The 19,858-nt window shown below is 59.9% G+C and carries 20 protein-coding genes and 1 tRNA gene; 8 read left to right on the top strand and 13 right to left on the bottom strand.

Annotated features, from left to right (window positions below):
• The 8 genes from BSF40_RS12660 to BSF40_RS12695 form a co-directional block, all read left to right on the top strand.
• A partial coding sequence (locus BSF40_RS12660) for a DUF5064 family protein (RefSeq protein WP_141249739.1) occupies positions 1-119 on the top strand: 119 nt, incomplete at its 5' end.
• Positions 120-322: 203 nt separating this feature from the next.
• Positions 323-1,831, top strand: coding sequence for a sigma-54-dependent transcriptional regulator (locus BSF40_RS12665; RefSeq protein WP_095965381.1), 1,509 nt, complete (start codon positions 323-325; stop codon positions 1,829-1,831).
• A gap of 427 nt (positions 1,832-2,258) precedes the next feature.
• Positions 2,259-2,642 (top strand): glycine cleavage system protein GcvH, encoded by a 384-nt coding sequence (gene gcvH, locus BSF40_RS12670; protein ID WP_007977291.1) that lies wholly within the window; start codon positions 2,259-2,261, stop codon positions 2,640-2,642.
• An 11-nt stretch (positions 2,643-2,653) separates the two neighbouring features.
• Positions 2,654-5,506: an aminomethyl-transferring glycine dehydrogenase gene (gene gcvP / locus BSF40_RS12675; protein ID WP_095965382.1), complete on the top strand. Its 2,853-nt coding sequence runs from the start codon at positions 2,654-2,656 to the stop codon at positions 5,504-5,506.
• A gap of 204 nt (positions 5,507-5,710) precedes the next feature.
• Complete coding sequence (locus BSF40_RS12680; protein ID WP_015096592.1) at positions 5,711-7,087, top strand: L-serine ammonia-lyase; 1,377 nt, start codon at positions 5,711-5,713, stop codon at positions 7,085-7,087.
• 36 nt (positions 7,088-7,123) lie between these two features.
• Positions 7,124-8,248, top strand: coding sequence for a glycine cleavage system aminomethyltransferase GcvT (gcvT, locus tag BSF40_RS12685; RefSeq protein WP_095965383.1), 1,125 nt, complete (start codon positions 7,124-7,126; stop codon positions 8,246-8,248).
• Positions 8,249-8,651: 403 nt separating this feature from the next.
• Positions 8,652-8,864: a cold-shock protein gene (locus tag BSF40_RS12690; RefSeq protein WP_007977299.1), complete on the top strand. Its 213-nt coding sequence runs from the start codon at positions 8,652-8,654 to the stop codon at positions 8,862-8,864.
• 95 nt (positions 8,865-8,959) lie between these two features.
• On the top strand, positions 8,960-9,448 hold the full coding sequence (locus BSF40_RS12695) for an RDD family protein (RefSeq protein WP_095965384.1): 489 nt from the start codon (positions 8,960-8,962) through the stop codon (positions 9,446-9,448).
• A gap of 135 nt (positions 9,449-9,583) precedes the next feature.
• Here the strand turns inward: BSF40_RS12695 and nadA are convergent, their stop codons facing one another.
• The 13 genes from nadA to ruvA all read right to left on the bottom strand — a co-directional run bounded on the left by nadA (position 9,584) and on the right by ruvA (position 19,759).
• Positions 9,584-10,642 (bottom strand): quinolinate synthase NadA, encoded by a 1,059-nt coding sequence (gene nadA / locus BSF40_RS12700; protein WP_095965385.1) that lies wholly within the window; start codon positions 10,640-10,642, stop codon positions 9,584-9,586.
• A 270-nt stretch (positions 10,643-10,912) separates the two neighbouring features.
• Positions 10,913-10,988 (bottom strand) — tRNA-Lys (locus tag BSF40_RS12705).
• 63 nt (positions 10,989-11,051) lie between these two features.
• The gene (queC, locus tag BSF40_RS12710) at positions 11,052-11,744 is read right to left on the bottom strand and encodes a 7-cyano-7-deazaguanine synthase QueC (RefSeq protein ID WP_095965386.1); all 693 of its coding nucleotides are present in this window, start codon (positions 11,742-11,744) and stop codon (positions 11,052-11,054) included.
• Position 11,745: 1 nt separating this feature from the next.
• On the bottom strand, positions 11,746-12,393 hold the full coding sequence (queE, locus tag BSF40_RS12715) for a 7-carboxy-7-deazaguanine synthase QueE (RefSeq protein ID WP_095965387.1): 648 nt from the start codon (positions 12,391-12,393) through the stop codon (positions 11,746-11,748).
• Positions 12,394-12,559: 166 nt separating this feature from the next.
• Positions 12,560-13,399, bottom strand: coding sequence for a tol-pal system protein YbgF (ybgF, locus tag BSF40_RS12720; RefSeq protein ID WP_095965388.1), 840 nt, complete (start codon positions 13,397-13,399; stop codon positions 12,560-12,562).
• Positions 13,400-13,405: 6 nt separating this feature from the next.
• On the bottom strand, positions 13,406-13,903 hold the full coding sequence (pal, locus tag BSF40_RS12725; protein ID WP_003178634.1) for a peptidoglycan-associated lipoprotein Pal: 498 nt from the start codon (positions 13,901-13,903) through the stop codon (positions 13,406-13,408).
• 52 nt (positions 13,904-13,955) lie between these two features.
• Positions 13,956-15,236, bottom strand: coding sequence for a Tol-Pal system beta propeller repeat protein TolB (gene tolB, locus BSF40_RS12730; protein WP_172435708.1), 1,281 nt, complete (start codon positions 15,234-15,236; stop codon positions 13,956-13,958).
• Positions 15,237-15,253: 17 nt separating this feature from the next.
• Positions 15,254-16,333 carry a cell envelope integrity protein TolA gene (tolA, locus tag BSF40_RS12735; RefSeq protein ID WP_095965390.1) on the bottom strand — a complete coding sequence of 360 codons (1,080 nt, stop codon included), beginning with the start codon at positions 16,331-16,333 and terminating at the stop codon, positions 15,254-15,256.
• Positions 16,333-16,785, bottom strand: coding sequence for a protein TolR (gene tolR, locus BSF40_RS12740; protein ID WP_172435709.1), 453 nt, complete (start codon positions 16,783-16,785; stop codon positions 16,333-16,335). Before tolR ends, tolA begins: the two co-directional genes overlap by 1 nt.
• 23 nt (positions 16,786-16,808) lie before the next feature.
• On the bottom strand, positions 16,809-17,504 hold the full coding sequence (gene tolQ / locus BSF40_RS12745) for a protein TolQ (RefSeq protein WP_007977321.1): 696 nt from the start codon (positions 17,502-17,504) through the stop codon (positions 16,809-16,811).
• Entirely contained in the window at positions 17,494-17,961 is a 468-nt protein-coding gene (ybgC, locus tag BSF40_RS12750) for a tol-pal system-associated acyl-CoA thioesterase (protein ID WP_057713518.1), read from the bottom strand. The genes tolQ and ybgC overlap by 11 nt, the downstream gene beginning before the upstream one ends.
• A gap of 127 nt (positions 17,962-18,088) precedes the next feature.
• The gene (gene ruvB, locus BSF40_RS12755; RefSeq protein ID WP_015096600.1) at positions 18,089-19,150 is read right to left on the bottom strand and encodes a Holliday junction branch migration DNA helicase RuvB; all 1,062 of its coding nucleotides are present in this window, start codon (positions 19,148-19,150) and stop codon (positions 18,089-18,091) included.
• Positions 19,151-19,759, bottom strand: a complete 609-nt coding sequence (gene ruvA, locus BSF40_RS12760; protein WP_007995640.1) for a Holliday junction branch migration protein RuvA — start codon at positions 19,757-19,759, stop codon at positions 19,151-19,153. It lies immediately after the preceding gene.
• Between the last annotated feature and the right edge of the window lie 99 nt (positions 19,760-19,858).

Raw genomic sequence — 19,858 nt, forward strand, 5'->3', positions numbered from 1 at the left:
CAAAGACACATAGCCAGATCGGCTCGGTGCACAAGCATTACGACTTGATGTTCGAAGACATCCGCAAGCAACTGAATATGAAATCCGGCGACCCGATAGATCTCGAGAGCTTCGAGTAGCCCACATTTCCCTGTGGGAGCGGGCTTGCTCGCGAAGGCGGTGTATCAGTCGCCAAGAATGGTGCCTGACACGACGCTTTCGCGAGCAAGCCCGCTCCCACATTGGTTCGGTGGGCACTTGCAAATCCGTTTCAAAATTTCACCATTAGCCCGCCCCAAGGCATACTTGCCACCCTCCGCACTGCAGAACCCGAAACCGCCCCATGCGTATCCACGTCAGCTTCATCGACCGCGTCGGTATCACCCAGGAAGTCCTGGCCCTGCTTGGCGGGCGCAATCTGAACCTGGATGCGGTGGAAATGGTCCCGCCCAATGTTTACATCGACGCCCCGACCCTGAGCCCGCAGGTCCTAGAAGAACTGCGCGATGCCCTGTTCAGCGTGCGTGGCGTGCAAGCGGTGACGGTGGTCGACATCCTGCCCGGCCAGCGTCGGCACTTGCAGCTCGACGCATTGCTGGCCGCCATGACCGACCCGGTGCTGGCACTGGACAGCGACGGCAAGGTGCTGCTGGCCAACCCGGCGTTGATCGCCCTGTACGGCCGCGAACCGAGTGGTGAAAGTGTGGCCGACCTGTTTGCCGACCCGGCCTTGCTCGACGCCCTGCTCGAACACGGCTTTCGCCTGCCGCTGCGGGAAATCATCGTCAATGGCCAGACCTTCCTGCTCGACGCCACACCGATCACCGACGCCGGCGCCCTGCTGACCCTGTACCAGCCGAACCGCATCGGCGAACGCCTGTCTGCACTGCACCATGACCACGCCGAAGGTTTCGATGCACTGCTCGGCGAGTCCCCGGTGATCCGCACCCTCAAGGCGCGCGCCCAGCGGGTGGCGGCCCTCGATGCACCGCTGCTGATCCAGGGCGAAACCGGCACCGGCAAGGAACTGGTGGCCCGTGCCTGTCACGCCATCAGCGCCCGGCACAGTTCACCCTTTCTGGCGTTGAACTGCGCGGCATTACCGGAGAACCTCGCCGAAAGTGAACTGTTCGGCTACGCCCCCGGCGCTTTCACCGGCGCGCAACGCGGCGGCAAGCCAGGGCTGATGGAGCTGGCCAACCAGGGCACGGTGTTTCTCGATGAAATCGGCGAGATGTCGCCGTATTTGCAGGCCAAATTGCTGCGTTTCCTCAACGACGGCAGTTTTCGCCGGGTCGGCGGTGACCGTGAGGTCAAGGTCAACGTGCGGATCCTCAGCGCGACCCACCGCGACCTGGAAAAAATGGTCAGCGAAGGCCTGTTCCGCGAAGACCTGTTCTATCGCCTCAACGTCCTCAACGTTGAAGTGCCGCCGCTACGCGAGCGCGGCCAGGACATTCTGCTGCTGGCCCGCTACTTCATGCAGCAGGCCTGTGCGCAGATCCAGCGCCCGATCTGTCGCCTGGCGCCAGGCACTTACCCGGCGCTGCTGGGCAACCGCTGGCCGGGCAACGTGCGGCAATTGCAGAACGTGATCTTCCGCGCCGCGGCGATTTGCGAAAGCAGCCTGGTGGACATTGGCGACCTCGACATCGCCGGCACCTCGGTAGCCCGCCAGGGCGACCATGACGTCGACAGCCTGGAACAGGCCATGGACGAATTCGAGAAGACCCTGCTGGAAAAACTCTACGTCAGCTATCCCTCGACCCGGCAACTGGCGACCCGTCTGCAAACCTCCCACACCGCGATTGCCCATCGGCTGCGCAAGTACGGCATTCCAGGCAAGGCCTGAACCTCCCTCGGTCAATGTGGGAGCGGGCTTGCTCGCGAAGACGGTACATCAGTCAATACATCGTCGCCTGACACTACGCTTTCGCGAGCAAGCCCGCTCCCACATGTGCTGCGTCAAATTCAATACCGGGTTCAAAAACGACCTCCATCTGTACTGAAAGCGCTACAGCGGAACGATATCGCTACACACCTCTCCGATCACGGCTGTGCAAGGCTTTGATCCACCTCGGCTTTTATCATTGACATACGCCGTATCGATTTCGCTACAGCGAATGAATTTCAAGCTTTATCGAAACCACCTAAATCATTGATCAATAACAATAAAAACAACATTGGCCGCGTTCTTGCTATGTAGTTCTCCATCACCTGGGCATCGCCCAAGCATTCAATCGCGTCCACCAGACGAGTCTGGCCCCTTAGGAGTTTCCATGAGCGAGTTGCGTTTTACTGAAGATCACGAATGGCTGCGCACCGAAGCTGACGGCAGCGTCACGGTCGGCATCACCGCTTTCGCACAGAACGCCTTGGGCGACGTGGTTTTCGTTCAACTGCCTGAGCTGCAGTCCTACGACAAAGGCGCCGAAGCCGCCACCGTGGAATCGGTAAAGGCTGCCAGCGGCGTGTACATGCCGCTGGACGGCGAAGTGCTGGAAGTGAACCCGGCGCTGGACAGCAGCCCTGAACTGGTCAACGAAGATCCGCTGGGCGAAGGCTGGTTCTTCCGTTTCAAACCTGCCGATGCCTCCGCTGTCGGCCAACTGCTGGATCAGGACGCCTACGACCGCCTGATCAAAGCCCAAGCCGAAGCCTGAGGAGCACTGACATGACCCAGATCAATCTGACCACCGCCAATGAATTCATCGCCCGTCACATCGGCCCGCGCGCCGGTGACGAGCAAGCCATGCTCAACAGCCTCGGCTTCGACTCCCTGGAAGCCCTGAGCGCCAGCGTGATTCCCGACAGCATCAAGGGCACCAGCGTCCTCGGCCTGGAAGACGGCTTGAGCGAAGCCGATGCCCTGGCCCTGATCAAGTCCATCGCGAGCAAAAACCAGCTGTTCAAGACCTTCATCGGCCAGGGTTACTACGGCACCCACACGCCGTCGCCGATCCTGCGCAACCTGCTGGAAAACCCGGCCTGGTATACCGCCTACACCCCGTACCAGCCAGAAATCTCCCAGGGCCGTCTCGAAGCGCTGCTGAACTTCCAGACCCTGATCAGCGACCTCACCGGCCTGCCGATCGCCAACGCCTCGCTGCTCGACGAAGCCACCGCCGCTGCCGAAGCCATGACCTTCTGCAAACGCCTGAGCAAGAACAAAGGCAGCCATCAGTTCTTCGCCTCCGTGCATTGCCACCCGCAGACCCTCGACGTACTGCGCACCCGTGCCGAGCCTCTGGGCATCGACGTGGTGGTTGGCGACGAGCGTGAACTGACCGACGTGACGCCGTTCTTCGGCGCCCTGCTGCAATACCCGGCAAGCAACGGTGACGTGTTCGATTACCGCGAGCTGACCGAACGTTTCCACGCCGCCAACGCCCTGGTCGCCGTGGCGGCCGACCTGCTGGCCCTGACCGTGCTGACCGCACCGGGCGAGTTCGGTGCCGACGTGGCCATCGGCAGCGCACAGCGCTTCGGCGTGCCGCTGGGCTTCGGTGGCCCGCACGCGGCGTACTTCTCCACCAAGGATGCATTCAAGCGTGACATGCCGGGCCGCCTGGTCGGTGTTTCCGTAGACCGTTTCGGCAACCCGGCCCTGCGCCTGGCCATGCAGACCCGCGAGCAACATATCCGTCGCGAGAAAGCCACATCGAACATCTGCACCGCGCAAGTGCTGCTGGCCAACATCGCCAGCATGTACGCCGTGTACCACGGTCCGAAAGGCCTGACGCAGATCGCCAATCGCGTGCATCACCTGACTGCGATCCTGGCCAAAGGCTTGAGCGCATTGGGTCTGAACGTCGAGCAAGCGAACTTCTTCGACACCCTGACCGTGAAGACCGGCGCTCAAACCGCCGCCCTGCACGACAAGGCGCACGCCCAGCGCATCAACCTGCGCGTGGTCGATGGCGAACGCCTGGGCCTGTCCCTGGACGAAACCACCACTCAGGCCGACGTTGAAACCCTGTGGAGCCTGCTGTCCGACGGCAAGGCCCTGCCGGACTTCGCCGCCCTCGCCGCCTCGGTGCAGAGCGCCATCCCGGCCGCGCTGGTACGTCAGTCACCGATCCTCAGCCACCCGGTGTTCAACCGCTATCACTCGGAAACCGAGCTGATGCGCTACCTGCGCAAACTGGCGGACAAGGACCTGGCGCTGGACCGCACCATGATCCCGCTGGGTTCGTGCACCATGAAACTCAACGCCGCCAGCGAAATGATCCCGGTGACCTGGGCCGAGTTCGGTGCCCTGCACCCGTTCGCCCCGGCCGAGCAAAGCGCCGGCTATCAGCAATTGACCGACGAACTGGAAGCCATGCTGTGCGCTGCGACCGGCTACGACTCGGTATCCTTGCAACCGAACGCCGGTTCCCAGGGTGAATACGCAGGTCTCTTGGCGATCCGTGCCTACCACCAGAGCCGTGGTGAAGACCGTCGCGACATCTGCCTGATCCCGTCGTCGGCCCACGGTACCAACCCGGCCACCGCACAAATGGCCGGTATGCGCGTGGTCGTGACCGCGTGCGATGCCCGCGGCAACGTCGACATCGAAGACCTGCGCGCCAAGGCCATCGAGCACCGCGAACACCTCGCCGCGCTGATGATCACCTACCCGTCGACCCACGGCGTGTTCGAAGAAGGCATCCGCGAAATCTGCGGCATCGTTCACGACAACGGCGGCCAGGTGTACATCGACGGCGCCAACATGAACGCCATGGTCGGCCTCTGCGCGCCGGGCAAGTTCGGCGGCGACGTGTCGCACCTGAACCTGCACAAGACCTTCTGCATCCCCCACGGTGGTGGCGGCCCGGGCGTCGGCCCGATCGGTGTGAAATCGCACCTGGCGCCGTTCCTGCCGGGCCACGCACAGATGGAGCGCAAGGAAGGCGCCGTTTGCGCGGCACCGTTCGGCAGCGCGAGCATCCTGCCGATCACCTGGATGTACATTCGCATGATGGGTGGCGCGGGCCTCAAGCGTGCTTCGCAGCTGGCGATCCTCAATGCCAACTACATCTCCCGTCGCCTCGAAGAGCACTATCCCGTGCTGTACACCGGCAGCAACGGCCTGGTGGCGCATGAGTGCATCCTCGACCTGCGTCCATTGAAAGACAGCAGCGGCATCAGCGTCGATGACGTGGCCAAGCGCCTGATCGACTTCGGTTTCCACGCGCCGACCATGTCGTTCCCGGTAGCCGGCACGCTGATGATCGAGCCGACCGAAAGCGAATCCAGGGAAGAACTGGACCGCTTCTGCGACGCCATGATCCGCATCCGCGAAGAAATCCGCGCAGTGGAAAACGGCACCCTGGACAAGGACGACAACCCGCTGAAAAACGCTCCGCACACTGCCAAGGAACTGGTGGGCGAGTGGTCGCACCCGTACAGCCGCGAACAAGCGGTTTACCCGGTTGCGTCGCTGATCGAAGGCAAGTACTGGCCGCCGGTCGGTCGCGTCGACAACGTGTTTGGCGACCGCAACCTGGTCTGCGCCTGCCCGTCGATCGAAAGCTACGCTTAAAGCAATGAGGGGGCGGGGTTGCTCGCCCCTCTCAAGAACACCGCATATCCCCTTGTGGGAGCGGGCTTGCTCGCGAAGGCGGTGTGTCAGGCACCAGATGTGCTGCCTGTTACGCCGCCTTCGCGAGCAAGCCCGCTCCCACAGGGTCCAGTCTCCCCACAAGATTTGCGTCGATATCTAATAACAAGAAACCGGAGAACCACCATGTCGTTAAGCGTGTTCGACCTGTTCAAGATTGGCATCGGCCCCTCCAGCTCCCACACCGTCGGTCCCATGCGCGCCGCTGTACGCTTCGTCGAAGGCCTGCGCCGTGAAGGGCTGCTGACGGCCACCACCTGCGTCAAGGTCGAGCTGTACGGCTCGCTCGGCGCCACCGGCAAAGGCCACGGCAGTGACAAGGCTGTGCTGCTGGGCCTGGAAGGCGAACACCCGGACACCGTGGATACCGAAACCGTCGCTGCGCGCCTGCAAGAAATCCGCAGCAACGCACGCTTGAACCTGCTCGGCGAACACAGCATTGCGTTCAACGAGAAAGAACACCTGGCGATGATTCGCAAACCCTTGCCCTATCACCCCAACGGCATGATTTTTCGCGCCTTCGACGCGGCGGGTTTGCAGATCCGCAGCCGCGAGTACTACTCGGTGGGTGGCGGGTTTGTCGTTGATGAGGACGCCGCTGGCGCCGACCGCATCGTCGAAGACGCCACGCCCCTGACCTTCCCCTTCAAAAGCGCCAAGGACCTGCTCGCTCATTGCGCCAAATACGGCCTGTCGATCAGCCAGGTAATGCTGACCAACGAAAGCGCCTGGCGCCCGGAAGCGGAAACCCGCGCCGGCTTGCTGAAGATCTGGCAGGTCATGCAGGACTGCGTCGCCGCCGGTTGTCGTAACGAAGGCATCCTGCCCGGTGGCTTGAAGGTCAAGCGCCGGGCGGCTGCGCTGCATCGGCAATTGTGCAGCAACCCTGAATCGTCCTTGCGCGATCCGCTGTCAGTGCTGGACTGGGTCAACCTGTACGCCCTGGCCGTCAACGAAGAAAACGCCAACGGCGGCCGCGTGGTCACGGCCCCCACCAACGGTGCGGCCGGGATCATTCCAGCGGTGCTGCATTACTACATGCGCTTTATCCCCGGCGCGAATGACGACGGGGTGGTGCGTTTTCTGCTCACTGCCGCCGCCATCGGCATTCTGTACAAGGAAAACGCCTCGATTTCCGGCGCTGAAGTCGGCTGCCAGGGTGAAGTCGGCGTCGCCTGTTCGATGGCCGCCGGAGCCTTGTGCGAAGTGCTCGGTGGCAGCGTGCAACAAGTGGAGAACGCCGCGGAAATCGGCATGGAACACAACCTCGGACTGACCTGCGACCCGATTGGCGGGCTGGTGCAGGTGCCCTGCATCGAGCGCAACGCCATGGGTTCGGTGAAGGCCATCAATGCCGTGCGCATGGCCATGCGCGGCGACGGGCAACACTTCGTCTCCCTCGACAAGGTCATCCGCACCATGCGCCAGACCGGCGCCGACATGAAAAGCAAATACAAGGAAACCGCCCGTGGCGGTTTGGCGGTCAACATTATCGAGTGCTGATGTGCGCTCATCTGCACCCTTCTTCAGGAGCTGAATATGTCCACCGAACAACTGTTGAAAACCCCGTTGCACGCACTGCATATCGAACTCGGCGCGCGCATGGTGCCGTTCGCCGGCTATGACATGCCGGTGCAATACCCGCTGGGCGTGATGAAAGAACACCAGCACACCCGCGACCAGGCCGGGCTGTTCGATGTCTCGCACATGGGCCAGATCCGCCTGACCGGCGCCGATGCCGCCAAGGCCCTGGAAACCCTGGTGCCGGTGGACATCATCGACCTGCCGGTGGGCATGCAGCGTTACGCGATGTTCACCAATGCGACGGGCGGCATCCTCGATGACCTGATGGTTGCCAACCTGGGCAACGACGAACTGTTCCTGGTGGTCAACGCCGCTTGCAAGGATCAGGACCTGGCACACCTGCGCAAGCACATCGGTGAGCAGTGCACGATCGAGCCACTTTTCGAAGAACGTGCGCTGCTCGCCCTGCAAGGCCCGGCTGCAGTGACCGTGCTGGCACGCCTGGCCCCGGAAGTGGCGAAGATGACCTTCATGCAGTTCGCTCGCGTGAAGCTGCTGGGCGTGGACTGTTTTGTCAGCCGCTCGGGTTATACCGGTGAAGATGGTTTCGAAATTTCCGTACCTGCCGCCAACGCCGAAGCCCTGGCTCGCGCCCTGCTGGCCGAGCCGGAAGTGGCCGCCATCGGCCTCGGCGCCCGCGACTCCCTGCGCCTTGAGGCAGGCTTGTGCCTGTACGGGCATGACATGAACACCGAGACCAGCCCGATCGAAGCGAGCCTGCTGTGGGCGATCTCCAAGCCGCGTCGCGCCGATGGCGCACGGGCCGGCGGCTTCCCTGGCGCCGAAACCGTGTTCGCCCAGCAACAGGCAGGTGTCAGCCGCAAACGCGTCGGTCTGTTACCGCAGGAACGCACGCCGGTGCGCGAGGGTGCCGAGATCGTCAACGAAGCCGGCGACATCATCGGTAGCGTCTGCAGCGGCGGTTTCGGGCCGACCCTGGGCGGGCCGCTGGCCATGGGTTATGTCGACAGCGCCTATATCGCACTGGACACACCCGTCTGGGCGATTGTGCGTGGGAAAAAGGTACCTTTGCTTGTAAGCAAAATGCCATTTGTTCCACAACGCTACTATCGCGGCTGATTGAATGTTCCTATAAGTAACGCGGTTGCGTTAACTGTGCACTAATGTGTAACGCAACCGCCATAAAATAGTGCATTGTTTGGCTCTAAGCTTCGATTATGAACTTTGCTTATAACGATCGAAAACATTTGAACAGCGCCAGCGTATAAGGCCCCACTAGTGGACTGACTTTGCCATCAACCTGAGGAAATACGGGGCCTTCACAGGGCTTGTTTTTTCTCCCGTAGTTGGCGTAGAGTTTGTTCACTGTGTTTGCATGGGTCGCTTGGAATCGTGACCTGGGCAGTAGCCTACAAGTTAGCTACATCCCGTTCGACGTCTTCTTACTCTCCTGCAACCAGCCCCAGTACTCTTTCATGAGAAGGAGACTGTCATTAATTTTTTGCGTCAAAGGAAATAAGAAATGTCCCAACGTCAGAGCGGTACCGTCAAGTGGTTTAACGACGAGAAAGGTTTTGGTTTTATCACTCCTGAAAGCGGTCCGGATCTGTTCGTGCATTTCCGCGCCATCCAGGGCAACGGCTTCAAGAGCCTGAAAGAAGGCCAGAAAGTGACTTTCATCGCCGTGCAGGGCCAGAAAGGCATGCAGGCTGACGAAGTACAAGCAGAAGCCTAATCTTCTGTAACGAAAAAGCCCCTGATGCTGACATCAGGGGCTTTTTTGTGCGCGCAAATCCGTAAAATGGCTTCTTTTTCCGCCGAGATCCTGCCATGTCGAAACACCTGCTTACTCCCCAGGGCGACTTTCCTGCCGCTGGTCTGGGTCGTCGTCTGGCAGCCATGTTCTATGATTTCCTGCTGTGCACCGCCCTGCTGATCGTCACCAGCGGCCTCTACAAGATGATCCAGATGGCGATCATCGGCGAAGAAAGGATGCGCACCCTGACCGAAGCCGGCGCGCTGGACGGCGACCCCCTGCTCTCCACAGTCCTGCTGTTCGTACTGTTCGGCTTCTTCGCCAAATTCTGGACCTGGTCGGGTCAGACCCTGGGCATGCAGGTCTGGTGCATTCGCGTGCAGAATGCCGATGGCTCGTCCATCAGCCTGTGGCAGGCGCTGTTGCGCTTTGTGGTGTCGATTGCCTCGCTGCTTTGCGTTGGCATGGGATTCTTCTGGTCGCTGTTCGACAAGCAAAAACGCAGTTGGCACGACATGTATTCCAACACGCAACTGGTGCGGATTCCGAAGAAGACCAAGTAATTCAGTCGTACAAAAATCACTGTGGGAGCGGGCTTGCTCGCGAAGGCGGCGTGTCAGCCGATATCAATGTTGCCTGACACTCCGCCTTCGCGAGCAAGCCCGCTCCCACAATTTTTGCGACCTGCCTGATAAACCTCAGGCGTTACCGGCCAGTTTCATCCGCGCCGCCTGGGTGAAGTCCAGCATCCGCTTGAGCGGTCGAATCGCCTGCGGGATCAGCGCCGGATCGACAAAGATCTCGTTCGCGCCTTCTTTCAACGCCTTGAGCGTGCGCTCAAGGGTGTTCATGGCCATCCACGGGCAATGTGCACAACTGCGGCACGCCGCGCCGTTACCCGCCGTCGGGGCTTCGATAAAGACCTTGTCCGGGCACAGCTGCTGCATCTTGTAGAAGATGCCGCGGTCGGTGGCAACGATCAGCGTCTTGTTGGGCAGGCTCTGTGCCGCCGCGATCAACTGGCTGGTGGAGCCCACGGCGTCAGCCAGTTCAATCACCGAAGTCGGCGACTCCGGGTGCACCAGGATCGCCGCATCCGGGTACAGCGCCTTCATGTCTTCAAGCTGCTTGGACTTGAACTCTTCGTGAACGATGCAGGCACCGTCCCACAGCAGCATGTCGGCACCGGTCTGACGCTGGATGTAGGTACCCAGATGCTTGTCCGGGCCCCAGATGATGGTCTCGCCGTTGTCCATCAGGCTTTCGACGATTTCCAGCGCACAGCTTGAAGTCACCACCCAATCCGCGCGGGCTTTTACCGCAGCGGAAGTGTTGGCGTACACCACGACCGTGCGCTCCGGGTGTTGATCGCAGAACGCGGAAAACTCGTCCACCGGGCACCCCAGGTCGAGCGAACAGGTCGCTTCGAGGGTCGGCATCAGCACGCGCTTTTCCGGATTGAGGATCTTGGCAGTCTCCCCCATGAACTTCACGCCGGCGACGACCACGGTGTTGGCCGGATGGGCATTGCCGAAGCGGGCCATCTCCAGCGAGTCGGAGACACAACCCCCCGTCTCTTCGGCCAGCGCCTGAATGACAGGGTCACAATAGAAGTGGGCCACCAGCACCGCGTCCTGAGCCTTGAGCTCGGCAGCGATGGCGGCACGGTAGTAAGCCTCTTCATCGGCGGTCAGCGGTTTGGGCTGTTTGGCGTCGAGGTGGGCTTGAACCAGAAGGCGTTCGGATATTTGCGTCATGTTCGCAAGACCTGCAAGCGCATTCGCGCGAAAGTCGAGTATACACCCGGCTCCGGACCCTTCAGGGTACCGCCGGGAAAGTGGGTATTCATCAGGCACGGACAGCGTTGAAGCTGCGCAAGGCTACAGAATATCCGACAGATGCAAAAGATGATTCTGACCTGTGCCTTGCGCAGCAGCCCGGAGCGAGGCGGACTTTAATCGCGGGCAAAAAAAAACCCGGAAATCCTCACTTTCGTGGGCCTTCCGGATTTTCTAAACCGCCAAAAATGGTGGGTCGTGTGGGATTCGAACCTACGACCAATTGGTTAAAAGCCAACTGCTCTACCAACTGAGCTAACGACCCGCTGTGTGATGGCGCGTATAATACTGATTTTTAAGGACTATTCAACACCTATTTTGAAAATAATCAAAAATAAGGTGTTGGATCGCTGATTCCGGCCGCTGCAAAGCCTTCCGCGCGCAGTCGGCAGCTGTCGCATTTGCCGCACGCACGGCCATCATCGTCGGCCTGATAGCAGGAAACGGTCAGCCCGTAGTTCACGCCAAGCTTCACGCCCGCCTGGACGATCTGCGCCTTGCTGAGGTTTTGCAGCGGCGCCTGAATGCGGAAGCCATTGCCCTCCACGCCGGCTTTGGTTGCCAGGTTGGCCATGCGCTCGAACGATTCGATGAACTCGGGGCGGCAGTCCGGGTAACCGGAGTAATCCACCGCATTGACGCCGATGAAGATGTCCCGCGCACCGAGCACTTCAGCCCAACCCAGGGCCAGGGACAGGAACACCGTGTTACGCGCAGGCACGTAAGTGACAGGAATGCCCTCACCCAGCTCTTCCGGTATATCGATGCTGCGGTCGGTCAGCGCCGAGCCACCCATGCCGTTCAGGTTCAGGCCGATCACCTTGTGCTCGACCACACCCAGATCCCGCGCCACGCGCTCGGCGGCGTACAGTTCGGCGTGAGAGCGCTGACCGTAGTCGAAGCTCATGGTGTAGCAGCTGTAGCCTTCGGCGCGTGCCATGGCTACCACGGTCGCCGAGTCCAGGCCACCGGACAGCAGGATGACCGCACGTTTTTCAGCAGTGTTGAGTTGTTCAGTCATTTCAGCGCCCCGGCTCGTCATTCCATAGATATTTATGCAGCTGCAATTGCAAACGCACTGGCAGGTTGTCCGCCACCACCCAGTCCGCCAGGTCCCGGGCATTGAGATCATGGTGGCTTGGCGAAAACAGGACTTCGCCGGCGCGCCGGTCCAGACCGTACTGGATCAGTTTGGAAACGGACCAGTCATAGTCCTCCCGCGAACAGATGACAAACTTCACCTGATCGTTGGGCGTGAGCAGCTCGATGTTTTCGTAGCGATTGCGGTGCGCTTCCTTCGAACCCGGGGTTTTCAGGTCGACAACGCGACTGACCCGGGAATCTACTGACGAGATATCGATAGAGCCACTGGTTTCCAGTGACACTTCGTAACCGGCGTCGCACAAGCGCTTGAGCAAGGGAATGGCGTTGGGTTGCGCCAGGGGCTCGCCGCCCGTGACACAGACATAACGCGGGCGGAAACCGGCGACCTGCTCGAGGATGTCGTCGAGGGTGCGAATGGTTCCGCCGGTGAACGCGTAGGCGCTGTCGCAGTATTGGCAACGCAACGGGCAACCGGTCAGGCGCACAAAAACCGTGGGCAGGCCGGCAGTCCGAGTTTCACCCTGCAACGAGTAGAAAACTTCGGTGATTCTCAATGTGTCTTGCATAGTCGCCACGGGCGTAACAGCTAAACAGGCTGTCCGCCTCCGTCAGGCACTTCAAGGAACCCCGGCAATGCGCAGATCCCAAAAAGCGTGTTTCAGAAAAAGGGGGTGAATTCTAACGAAAAAACCCGCGACAAGCGCGGGTTTCTTTGAAACGGCTCAAGCCGCCTTACATTTTCTGCAGGTCACGCTGCGCCAGCTGAGCAGCGGAAGTGCCCGGATACTGGGACACGACCTGCTGCAGAATGCCTTTGACCCGGTCGGTATGACCGAGACGGCGCTCTACATCAGCGAGCTTGTACAGCGAATCAGGCACCTTGGCGTGCTTGGGATACAGCTGCGAAACCTTGGCAAATGCCTGACCTGCACCTTGCAGATCGCCTTTGGCCAGGTTCACTTCGCCCAGCCAGTACTGGGCATTGCCCGCGTACTGACTGTTCGGGTATTTGCGCAGGAATGCGGCGAAAGCCTGGCTGGCCTTGTCGAAATCCTTGGCCTTGATCAGGTCGAAGGCAGCATCGTAATAGAGCTTTTCCTTCGCCGGATCTGCCGGTTCGCTACCCGCGGCAGGTGCCTGAGCGGCGGCTGCGCCAGCTGCTGCACCTGCGGCTGCACCGGGGGCGTTCGATTCACCACCGGTGGAAGAATTTTCAGGAGTCGCGGCTGGTGCAACGCCGGTTCCTATGCGCCGATCAAGATCCTGGTATCGCTCCAGGCTTTCCTGCTTCATGCGCGCTACATCATTTTGCAGTTCTTCGATCACACCCTGTTGGCGCGAGATCTGTTCCTGCATTTGTTGCAGTTGGTTGAACAGCTGGCCCTGTGCCGAGACAGGGGTCGAAACCCCTCCCCCGGCATAGGCGCCGTTCGTACCGTAACCTGCAGGCGGATAACTGCTCCCGCTATTGTTATAGCCGGAGTCATTATCGACCACAGGAACCGCAGCCCAGGCCGCAAGCGGCGCGAGGCTGAGAGCCAGAACAGTTACAGCACGACGGCACGTTCGCATGACGAATTACTTACGCAGTTCGACGCGACGGTTTTGAGCCCAGGACTGCTCGTCGTTGCCGGTAGCAACTGGACGCTCTTCGCCGTAGGAAACCAGTTCCAGCTGAGCTGGGGAAACACCTTGCAGTACCAGGTAACGCTGAACGGCTTTCGCACGACGCTCGCCCAGTGCCATGTTGTACTCACGAGTACCACGTTCGTCGGTGTTGCCTTCCAGAACAACGCGAGCGCCGTTTGCTTTCAGGTCTTTGGCGTGAACGTCCAGAGCGCGCATGGCTTCTGGCTTCAGGTCCGAGCTGTCGTATTCGAAGTAGAAAGTGGTGATAGCGCGCAGTGCAGCTTCTTCGCTCAGGGAGCCGTCAACTGCACCAGTGTTTGCGCCGTAACCAGCGTTTGGATCTACCGCGCCTTCACCGGCATTGTCGCCGCCTTTGGACGAGCAACCTACAGCTACAGCCATGGCCAGTGCCAGCGCAGCAAATTTACCAAACTTCAGCATTTCCATCGTGAAACTCCTAATGAACCCCAGTGTGTTAAGTACAACGTATAGCGCCGCGTCAGTTCAGGTAAGGGGACCAGGAAGGTTCTCTGACTTCGCCTTGTGCGGTAGGAAGCGGGAGCCTTACGCGTCCATTGATGGACACGAGCATCAAGACTCCCCGGCCCTGCTGGCGGGTGGCGTAGATTACCATGGTGCCGTTGGGCGCGACAGTAGGCGACTCGTCCAGAGTGCTATCAGTGAGGATTTTTACACTACCGCGTTGCAAATCCTGGGACGCCACCTTGAAATTGGTGAAGCCATCCTGACGGTGAATCATGACAAGCGTCTTTTCATCAGCCGACAATTTAGGGTTGGCGTTGTAGTTGCCGACGAAAGTCACGCGTTCGGCACCGCCGCCACCGGCGCTGGTCTTGTAGATCTGCGGTTTGCCGCCACGGTCGGAAGTGAAGTAGATGGTCGAGCCATCCTTGCCCCAGAACGGTTCGGTGTTGATGCCAGGACCGTTGGTGACACGGCTGATCTGACGCGAGCCCAGGTTCATCACATAGATGTCCGGGTTGCCGTCCTTGGACAGCACGAACGCCAGACGATTGCCATCCGGCGACCAGGCAGGCGCACCGTTCAGGCCTTCGAAGTTGGTGATCTGCTCACGGCGACCGGTGTCGATGTTCTGCATGAAGATACGCGGACGCTTCTGCTCGAAGGAGACATAAGCGATGCGCTTGCCATCCGGTGCGAAACGCGGCGACAGGATCGGCTCACGCGATTGCAGCAGGGTCACGGCGCGGGCACCGTCGTAGTCCGAACGCTGCAGGGTGTAGCGAGTGTTGTTCTCGGAGAAACGCTCGGCCGTTACGTACAGCAGGCGAGTCGAGAAGGCACCCTTGATACCCGTGAGTTTTTCGAACGACTGGTCGGAGATGTAGTGCGCCATGTCGCGCAACTGATCGACACCGCCCGACACGCTGCCGGTCAGCACTTGCTGCTCGGTGGCTACGTTGAACAGTGCATATTGCACCTGCAGGCGACCGCCCGCCGGAACAATGCTGCCGACCATGACGTACTGGGCACCCAGTGCCTTGAAGTCACGGAAGATGATTTCGCCGGCCTGGCTCGGCTGGCTGATCATGTTCTGCTTTGGAATCGGCGAGTAGTAACCCGAGTTGCGCAGGTCGTTACCAATGATTTCCGCCATGTCGTCCGGCAGCACGCTACCGCCCTGGAAGCCGAACGGAACAACGGCGATCGGGGTCGCCCGATCGCTGCCGCTGGTAACCAGAATGTTTTTCTCATCTGCCATCGCCATCCCTGCCATGCAGCAGATAACGACCAGCATTCCTCGAAGAAGGTTTCTCACAAGGCTAGATCCTCAGGTGTGAATGTCATCTTGAATGAACGATACGGAGCGAAATCACTCGGCTTCATTCCCTGCATTTCTGTCAAACGTCCAATATTCTTCACTGCTGCAACAGCCGATGCGTCAAACGGACCGTCGCCACTGGACCTGGACACGCTGACCGAAGTCACCGTACCGTCCGGCAACATGCCGATTTGCAATACGACCGTCATGCCTTTGCGTGCCGAAGGTGGACGAGCCCAGCCTTCCGCTGCACGCGCACGAATCAGGTCATCGAAACTGCCGGCGACTTCGTCACCCTGCTCATCGGCCAAGGCCTGCTGACGCTGCGGCGTATCGGAAAGCAAATCTGCCAGGGCCTGGGCCTTTTTGTCTTCGGCGGATTTACGCGCCGCGTCCTGCGATTTCTTCTTCGCAGCATCGGCAGCAGCTTTCTTCTTCGCTTCCTCGGCGACTTTCTTCTTCGCCTCTTCAGCCTCGGCTTTCTTCTTGGCGTCTTCCGCGGCTTTCTTCTTCGCGTCTTCGACGATCTTTTTCTTGGCTTCTTCAGCGGCCGCTTTCTTGGCCTCTTCTTCAGCAGCTTTCTTGGCTTCTTCTTCAGCTTTCTTCTTGGCTATATCAGCCAATTGTTTCTCTTCTGCCTTCTTGGCTTGCGCGGCTTTCTTCGCGTCGTCGGCTTTCTTGGCTTCATCAGCCTTTTGCGCCTCGTCCGCTTTCTTCGCCTCGTCGGCCTTCTTGGCTTCCTCGGCCTTTTGAGCCGCCTCTTCTTTCTTTTGTTCCGCAGCCTTCACCGCTTCCTGCTCGACCTTTTTCTGCTCCATCTGCTCGACTTCGGTCTGACGCGCAGCAGATTTCTGCGCCTCTCCGGCAATCTTCTGATTGGTCTGGGTGGTCGCCCGACTTTTCGATTTCAGCTGGTACAAGGTCGCCTGGACAATCGGCTTGGCCGGCGGCAGCTCCGGGGTAAAGGCAAAACTGACGAACAACATGCCGAACACCAGCACGTGCAAGCCAATCGCCCAGACACTAGGCCAGAAGTAGCTTTCCGAGGCGGACGGCTCTCGCTGTTGCTGCATCAGGGCGCCTCGGTAATCAAGCCAACATTACCGACCCCGGCTTTCTGCAACCCGCCCATGGCCCCCATGACGGAACCGTAATCGACGGATTTGTCGCCGCGAATGAAGACCTGGGTGTGCTTGCCGCCTTCGTTGCCGACGCGAATGATCTTGGTCACCGCGTCAGTCATTTGCGGCAACGTCATGGCCCGGTCCTGCTGCTTGTCCGTGTCGACTTCGCTGCCAAGGTTCCAGTAGTAGGTCTTGTCGGATTTGATGGAAATGGTCAGGACCTGGGTGTTGTTGTCCTGCGGCAAGGCTTCGCTGGAAACCTTGGGCAGATCAACTTTCACGCCCTGATTGAGCATCGGCGCGGTCACCATGAAGATGACCAGCAGCACCAACATCACGTCGATGTAGGGCACCACGTTCATCTCGGCGACCGGCTTGCGCTTTTTGCGAGCTCGAGCGATTAAAGCCATTGGAAATTACCTGCTTATTCTTCGCTGGTGTGCACTTTGCGGTGCAGGATCGCCTGGAACTCGTCGGCGAAGGTGTAGTAGCGGCCCAGCAGGGTTTCGCTGCGAGCAGCAAAACGGTTGTAAGCGATAACGGCTGGAATGGCCGCGAACAGACCGATGGCCGTGGCGATCAGTGCTTCGGCGATACCCGGGGCCACAGTGGCCAGGGTCGCTTGTTGGGCGGTGGCCAGGCCACGGAAGGAGTTCATGATCCCCCAGACGGTACCGAACAGACCGATGTAGGGGCTGACGGAACCGACAGTGGCGAGAAAGGGCAGGCTCTGTTCGAGCTTTTCTTCCTCGCGGGAAATCGCAACGCGCATGGCACGGGCCACGCCTTCCATGACCGCTTCCGGATCAACGCCTGACTGCTGGCGCAGGCGGGAGAATTCCTTGAAACCGGCACGGAAGATTTGCTCGACACCCGAATCGGGGTCCGGGTTGCTGCCGGCCTGGCGGTACAGCTTGGACAAGTCGATACCCGACCAGAAGCGCTCTTCAAAGCTCTCCAGGGCACGTCGACCGGCGCGCAGCAAGTTGCTGCGCTGAAAGATCATGATCCACGAGGTCACCGATGCGGCTACCAGGGTCAGCATTACCAGTTGCACCACGATACTGGCATTGCTGACCAGGCTCCACATGGAGGAATGGTCGACGACGTTAGCTTCCACGCTTTATCTCCTGCTTTGAGTGTGTACCCGCGCCGCTCACGTCGGCAAAGGCCGCTCGTAGAGCTTCGGGAATGGCCCGGGGTTTCAAACTTTCAGTGCGCACACAGGCCACCAGAAACTGCCCTTCGCAGAGCAGTGCATTATCCGTTGCCCGCCTGACCTGCTGCTTGAAGCGCAGGCTGGCACGGTTCAATTCGATTACTTCAGCGCTTACCAGCAGTTCGTCGTCCAGTCGCGCCGGCGCGTGATAGCGCGCTTCGCTGGAATGCACGACGAACAACAGGTCCTCCCCTGCCAGCTGTGATTGGGCAAAGCCCAGATCTCGCAGCCGCTCGGTTCGAGCCCGTTCCATAAACTTGAGGTAATTGACGTAATACACGATGCCGCCCGCATCGGTGTCCTCGTAATAAACGCGACAACGATGTGCGAATGGCTCAAGCCCGTTTTGCGCGCGCATACTCTAGTGCTTACTCCTCAGGTTGCCAATCCGGCCAGGCAACTGTTTTTCATTGATCTGCGGCTTTCTTGCGAAAGTACGGTGCTGGGACCCTACATTGCCCGAAAAAATCAGCACGCAATGTTAATTAATCGTCACTGGCACCGAGGAACTCGTCTGCCACGGGCATTTCGCCCAATCGTGACGGAATGTTTAAACCGAAATGCAGATAGGCATGCCGCGTCACCACTCGCCCCCTTGGCGTGCGCATGATGTAACCCTGCTGGATCAGATAGGGCTCCAGCACGTCTTCAATGGTGTGACGCTCTTCGCTGATGGCGGCCGCCAGGCTGTCGACCCCGACCGGCCCGCCATCGAACTTCTCGATCATGGTCAGCAACAGACGCCGGTCCTGGTGATCGAAGCCACGTTCATCGACGTCCAGCAGGTTCAGCGCCAGGTCGGCAATCGGCTTGGTGATATGCCCCTTGGCGCGAACTTCGGCGAAATCACGCACCCGGCGCAACAGTCGGTTGGCAATCCGGGGCGTGCCACGGGCACGGCGGGCGATTTCGAAGGCGCCTTCCGGGTCCAGCGGCAAACCCAGGATGCTCGCCGAACGACTGACGATCGTCGACAGGTCGGCGTTATTGTAGAACTCAAGACGCTGAACGATGCCGAAACGGTCGCGCAACGGGTTGGTCAGCATGCCTGCCCGGGTCGTTGCGCCAACCAGGGTGAACGGTGGCAGATCGAGCTTGATCGAACGCGCAGCCGGGCCTTCGCCAATCATGATGTCGAGCTGGAAATCTTCCATGGCCGGGTACAGCACTTCTTCAACGATGGGCGACAGGCGATGGATTTCGTCGATGAACAGCACATCGTGAGGCTCAAGGTTGGTCAACAGTGCGGCGAGATCACCCGGACGCTCCAGCACCGGCCCCGAAGTGCTCTTGATTGACACCCCCATTTCCTGGGCGATGATGTTGGCGAGGGTGGTCTTGCCCAGGCCCGGCGGCCCGAAGATCAGCGTGTGATCCAGGGACTCGTTACGACCGCGAGCCGCCTGAATGAACAACTCCATCTGCTCGCGAACGGTCGGCTGGCCAATGTATTCCGCCAGGCTGACCGGGCGGATCGCCCGGTCCTGGACTTCTTCGCGCTCACGCGGACTGTGCGTGGCGGCGATCAGACGATCAGCTTCAATCACTTAGATCATTCCCTTCAAGGCGCGACGGATCATGTCTTCACTGCTCAAACCTTTCTCCTTGATCGCAGACACCGCCTTGCTCGCTTCCTGCGGCTTGTAGCCCAGGGAGATCAGGGCGCTGACGGCGTCATTTTCAGCAGTGTTCACCGGAGCCGGTCCATCCGGCTGGTTCGGCACCAGGGCAAACATGGCCGGCACGGTTTCCCAGGCCTTGAAGCGATCCTTGAGCTCCACCAGCAAACGCTCGGCGGTTTTCTTGCCCACACCTGGCACCTTGGTCAGCGCCGAAGTGTCCTGGGACTGTACGCAACGAACCAGTTCGTCGACTTCCAGACTCGACATCAAGGCCAGCGCCAGTTTCGGCCCGACACCATTGAGGCGGATCAACTCGCGGAAAAAATCGCGCTCACGCTTGCCGACGAAACCATAGAGTAACTGTGCGTCTTCACGCACGACCAGATGAGTGTGCAACGTCAGCGGCTCACCGACCGACGGCAAGCGATAGAGGGTCGTCATGGGCACTTCGAGTTCATAACCCAGACCGTTTACATCCAGAATCAGGTGTGGAGGCTGCTTCTCAGCCAGGGTGCCGCGCAAACGTCCAATCACGTTACAAATCCTTGAGCGTTGGCCAGCTCTGGGCCAGCGACTGATGGAGCAAGGGAGTGGCGCCGACAACCCAGGCGAAACGCCCTCACCCCATGAAAA

Origin of the sequence: Pseudomonas sp. ACN5, from assembly GCF_002303975.1 — a bacterium.
GTDB lineage: Bacteria > Pseudomonadota > Gammaproteobacteria > Pseudomonadales > Pseudomonadaceae > Aquipseudomonas > Aquipseudomonas laurylsulfatiphila.

Coding starts and splice junctions, on each gene's coding strand:
- BSF40_RS12665 (WP_095965381.1), top strand. CDS start 323: ATGCGTATCCACGTCAGCTTCATCGACCGCGTCGGTATCACCCAGGAA.
- gcvH (WP_007977291.1), top strand. CDS start 2,259: ATGAGCGAGTTGCGTTTTACTGAAGATCACGAATGGCTGCGCACCGAA.
- gcvP (WP_095965382.1), top strand. CDS start 2,654: ATGACCCAGATCAATCTGACCACCGCCAATGAATTCATCGCCCGTCAC.
- BSF40_RS12680 (WP_015096592.1), top strand. CDS start 5,711: ATGTCGTTAAGCGTGTTCGACCTGTTCAAGATTGGCATCGGCCCCTCC.
- gcvT (WP_095965383.1), top strand. CDS start 7,124: ATGTCCACCGAACAACTGTTGAAAACCCCGTTGCACGCACTGCATATC.
- BSF40_RS12690 (WP_007977299.1), top strand. CDS start 8,652: ATGTCCCAACGTCAGAGCGGTACCGTCAAGTGGTTTAACGACGAGAAA.
- BSF40_RS12695 (WP_095965384.1), top strand. CDS start 8,960: ATGTCGAAACACCTGCTTACTCCCCAGGGCGACTTTCCTGCCGCTGGT.
- nadA (WP_095965385.1), bottom strand. CDS start 10,642: ATGACGCAAATATCCGAACGCCTTCTGGTTCAAGCCCACCTCGACGCC.
- queC (WP_095965386.1), bottom strand. CDS start 11,744: ATGACTGAACAACTCAACACTGCTGAAAAACGTGCGGTCATCCTGCTG.
- queE (WP_095965387.1), bottom strand. CDS start 12,393: ATGCAAGACACATTGAGAATCACCGAAGTTTTCTACTCGTTGCAGGGT.
- ybgF (WP_095965388.1), bottom strand. CDS start 13,399: ATGCGAACGTGCCGTCGTGCTGTAACTGTTCTGGCTCTCAGCCTCGCG.
- pal (WP_003178634.1), bottom strand. CDS start 13,903: ATGGAAATGCTGAAGTTTGGTAAATTTGCTGCGCTGGCACTGGCCATG.
- tolB (WP_172435708.1), bottom strand. CDS start 15,236: ATGCTGGTCGTTATCTGCTGCATGGCAGGGATGGCGATGGCAGATGAG.
- tolA (WP_095965390.1), bottom strand. CDS start 16,333: ATGCAGCAACAGCGAGAGCCGTCCGCCTCGGAAAGCTACTTCTGGCCT.
- ybgC (WP_057713518.1), bottom strand. CDS start 17,961: ATGCGCGCGCAAAACGGGCTTGAGCCATTCGCACATCGTTGTCGCGTT.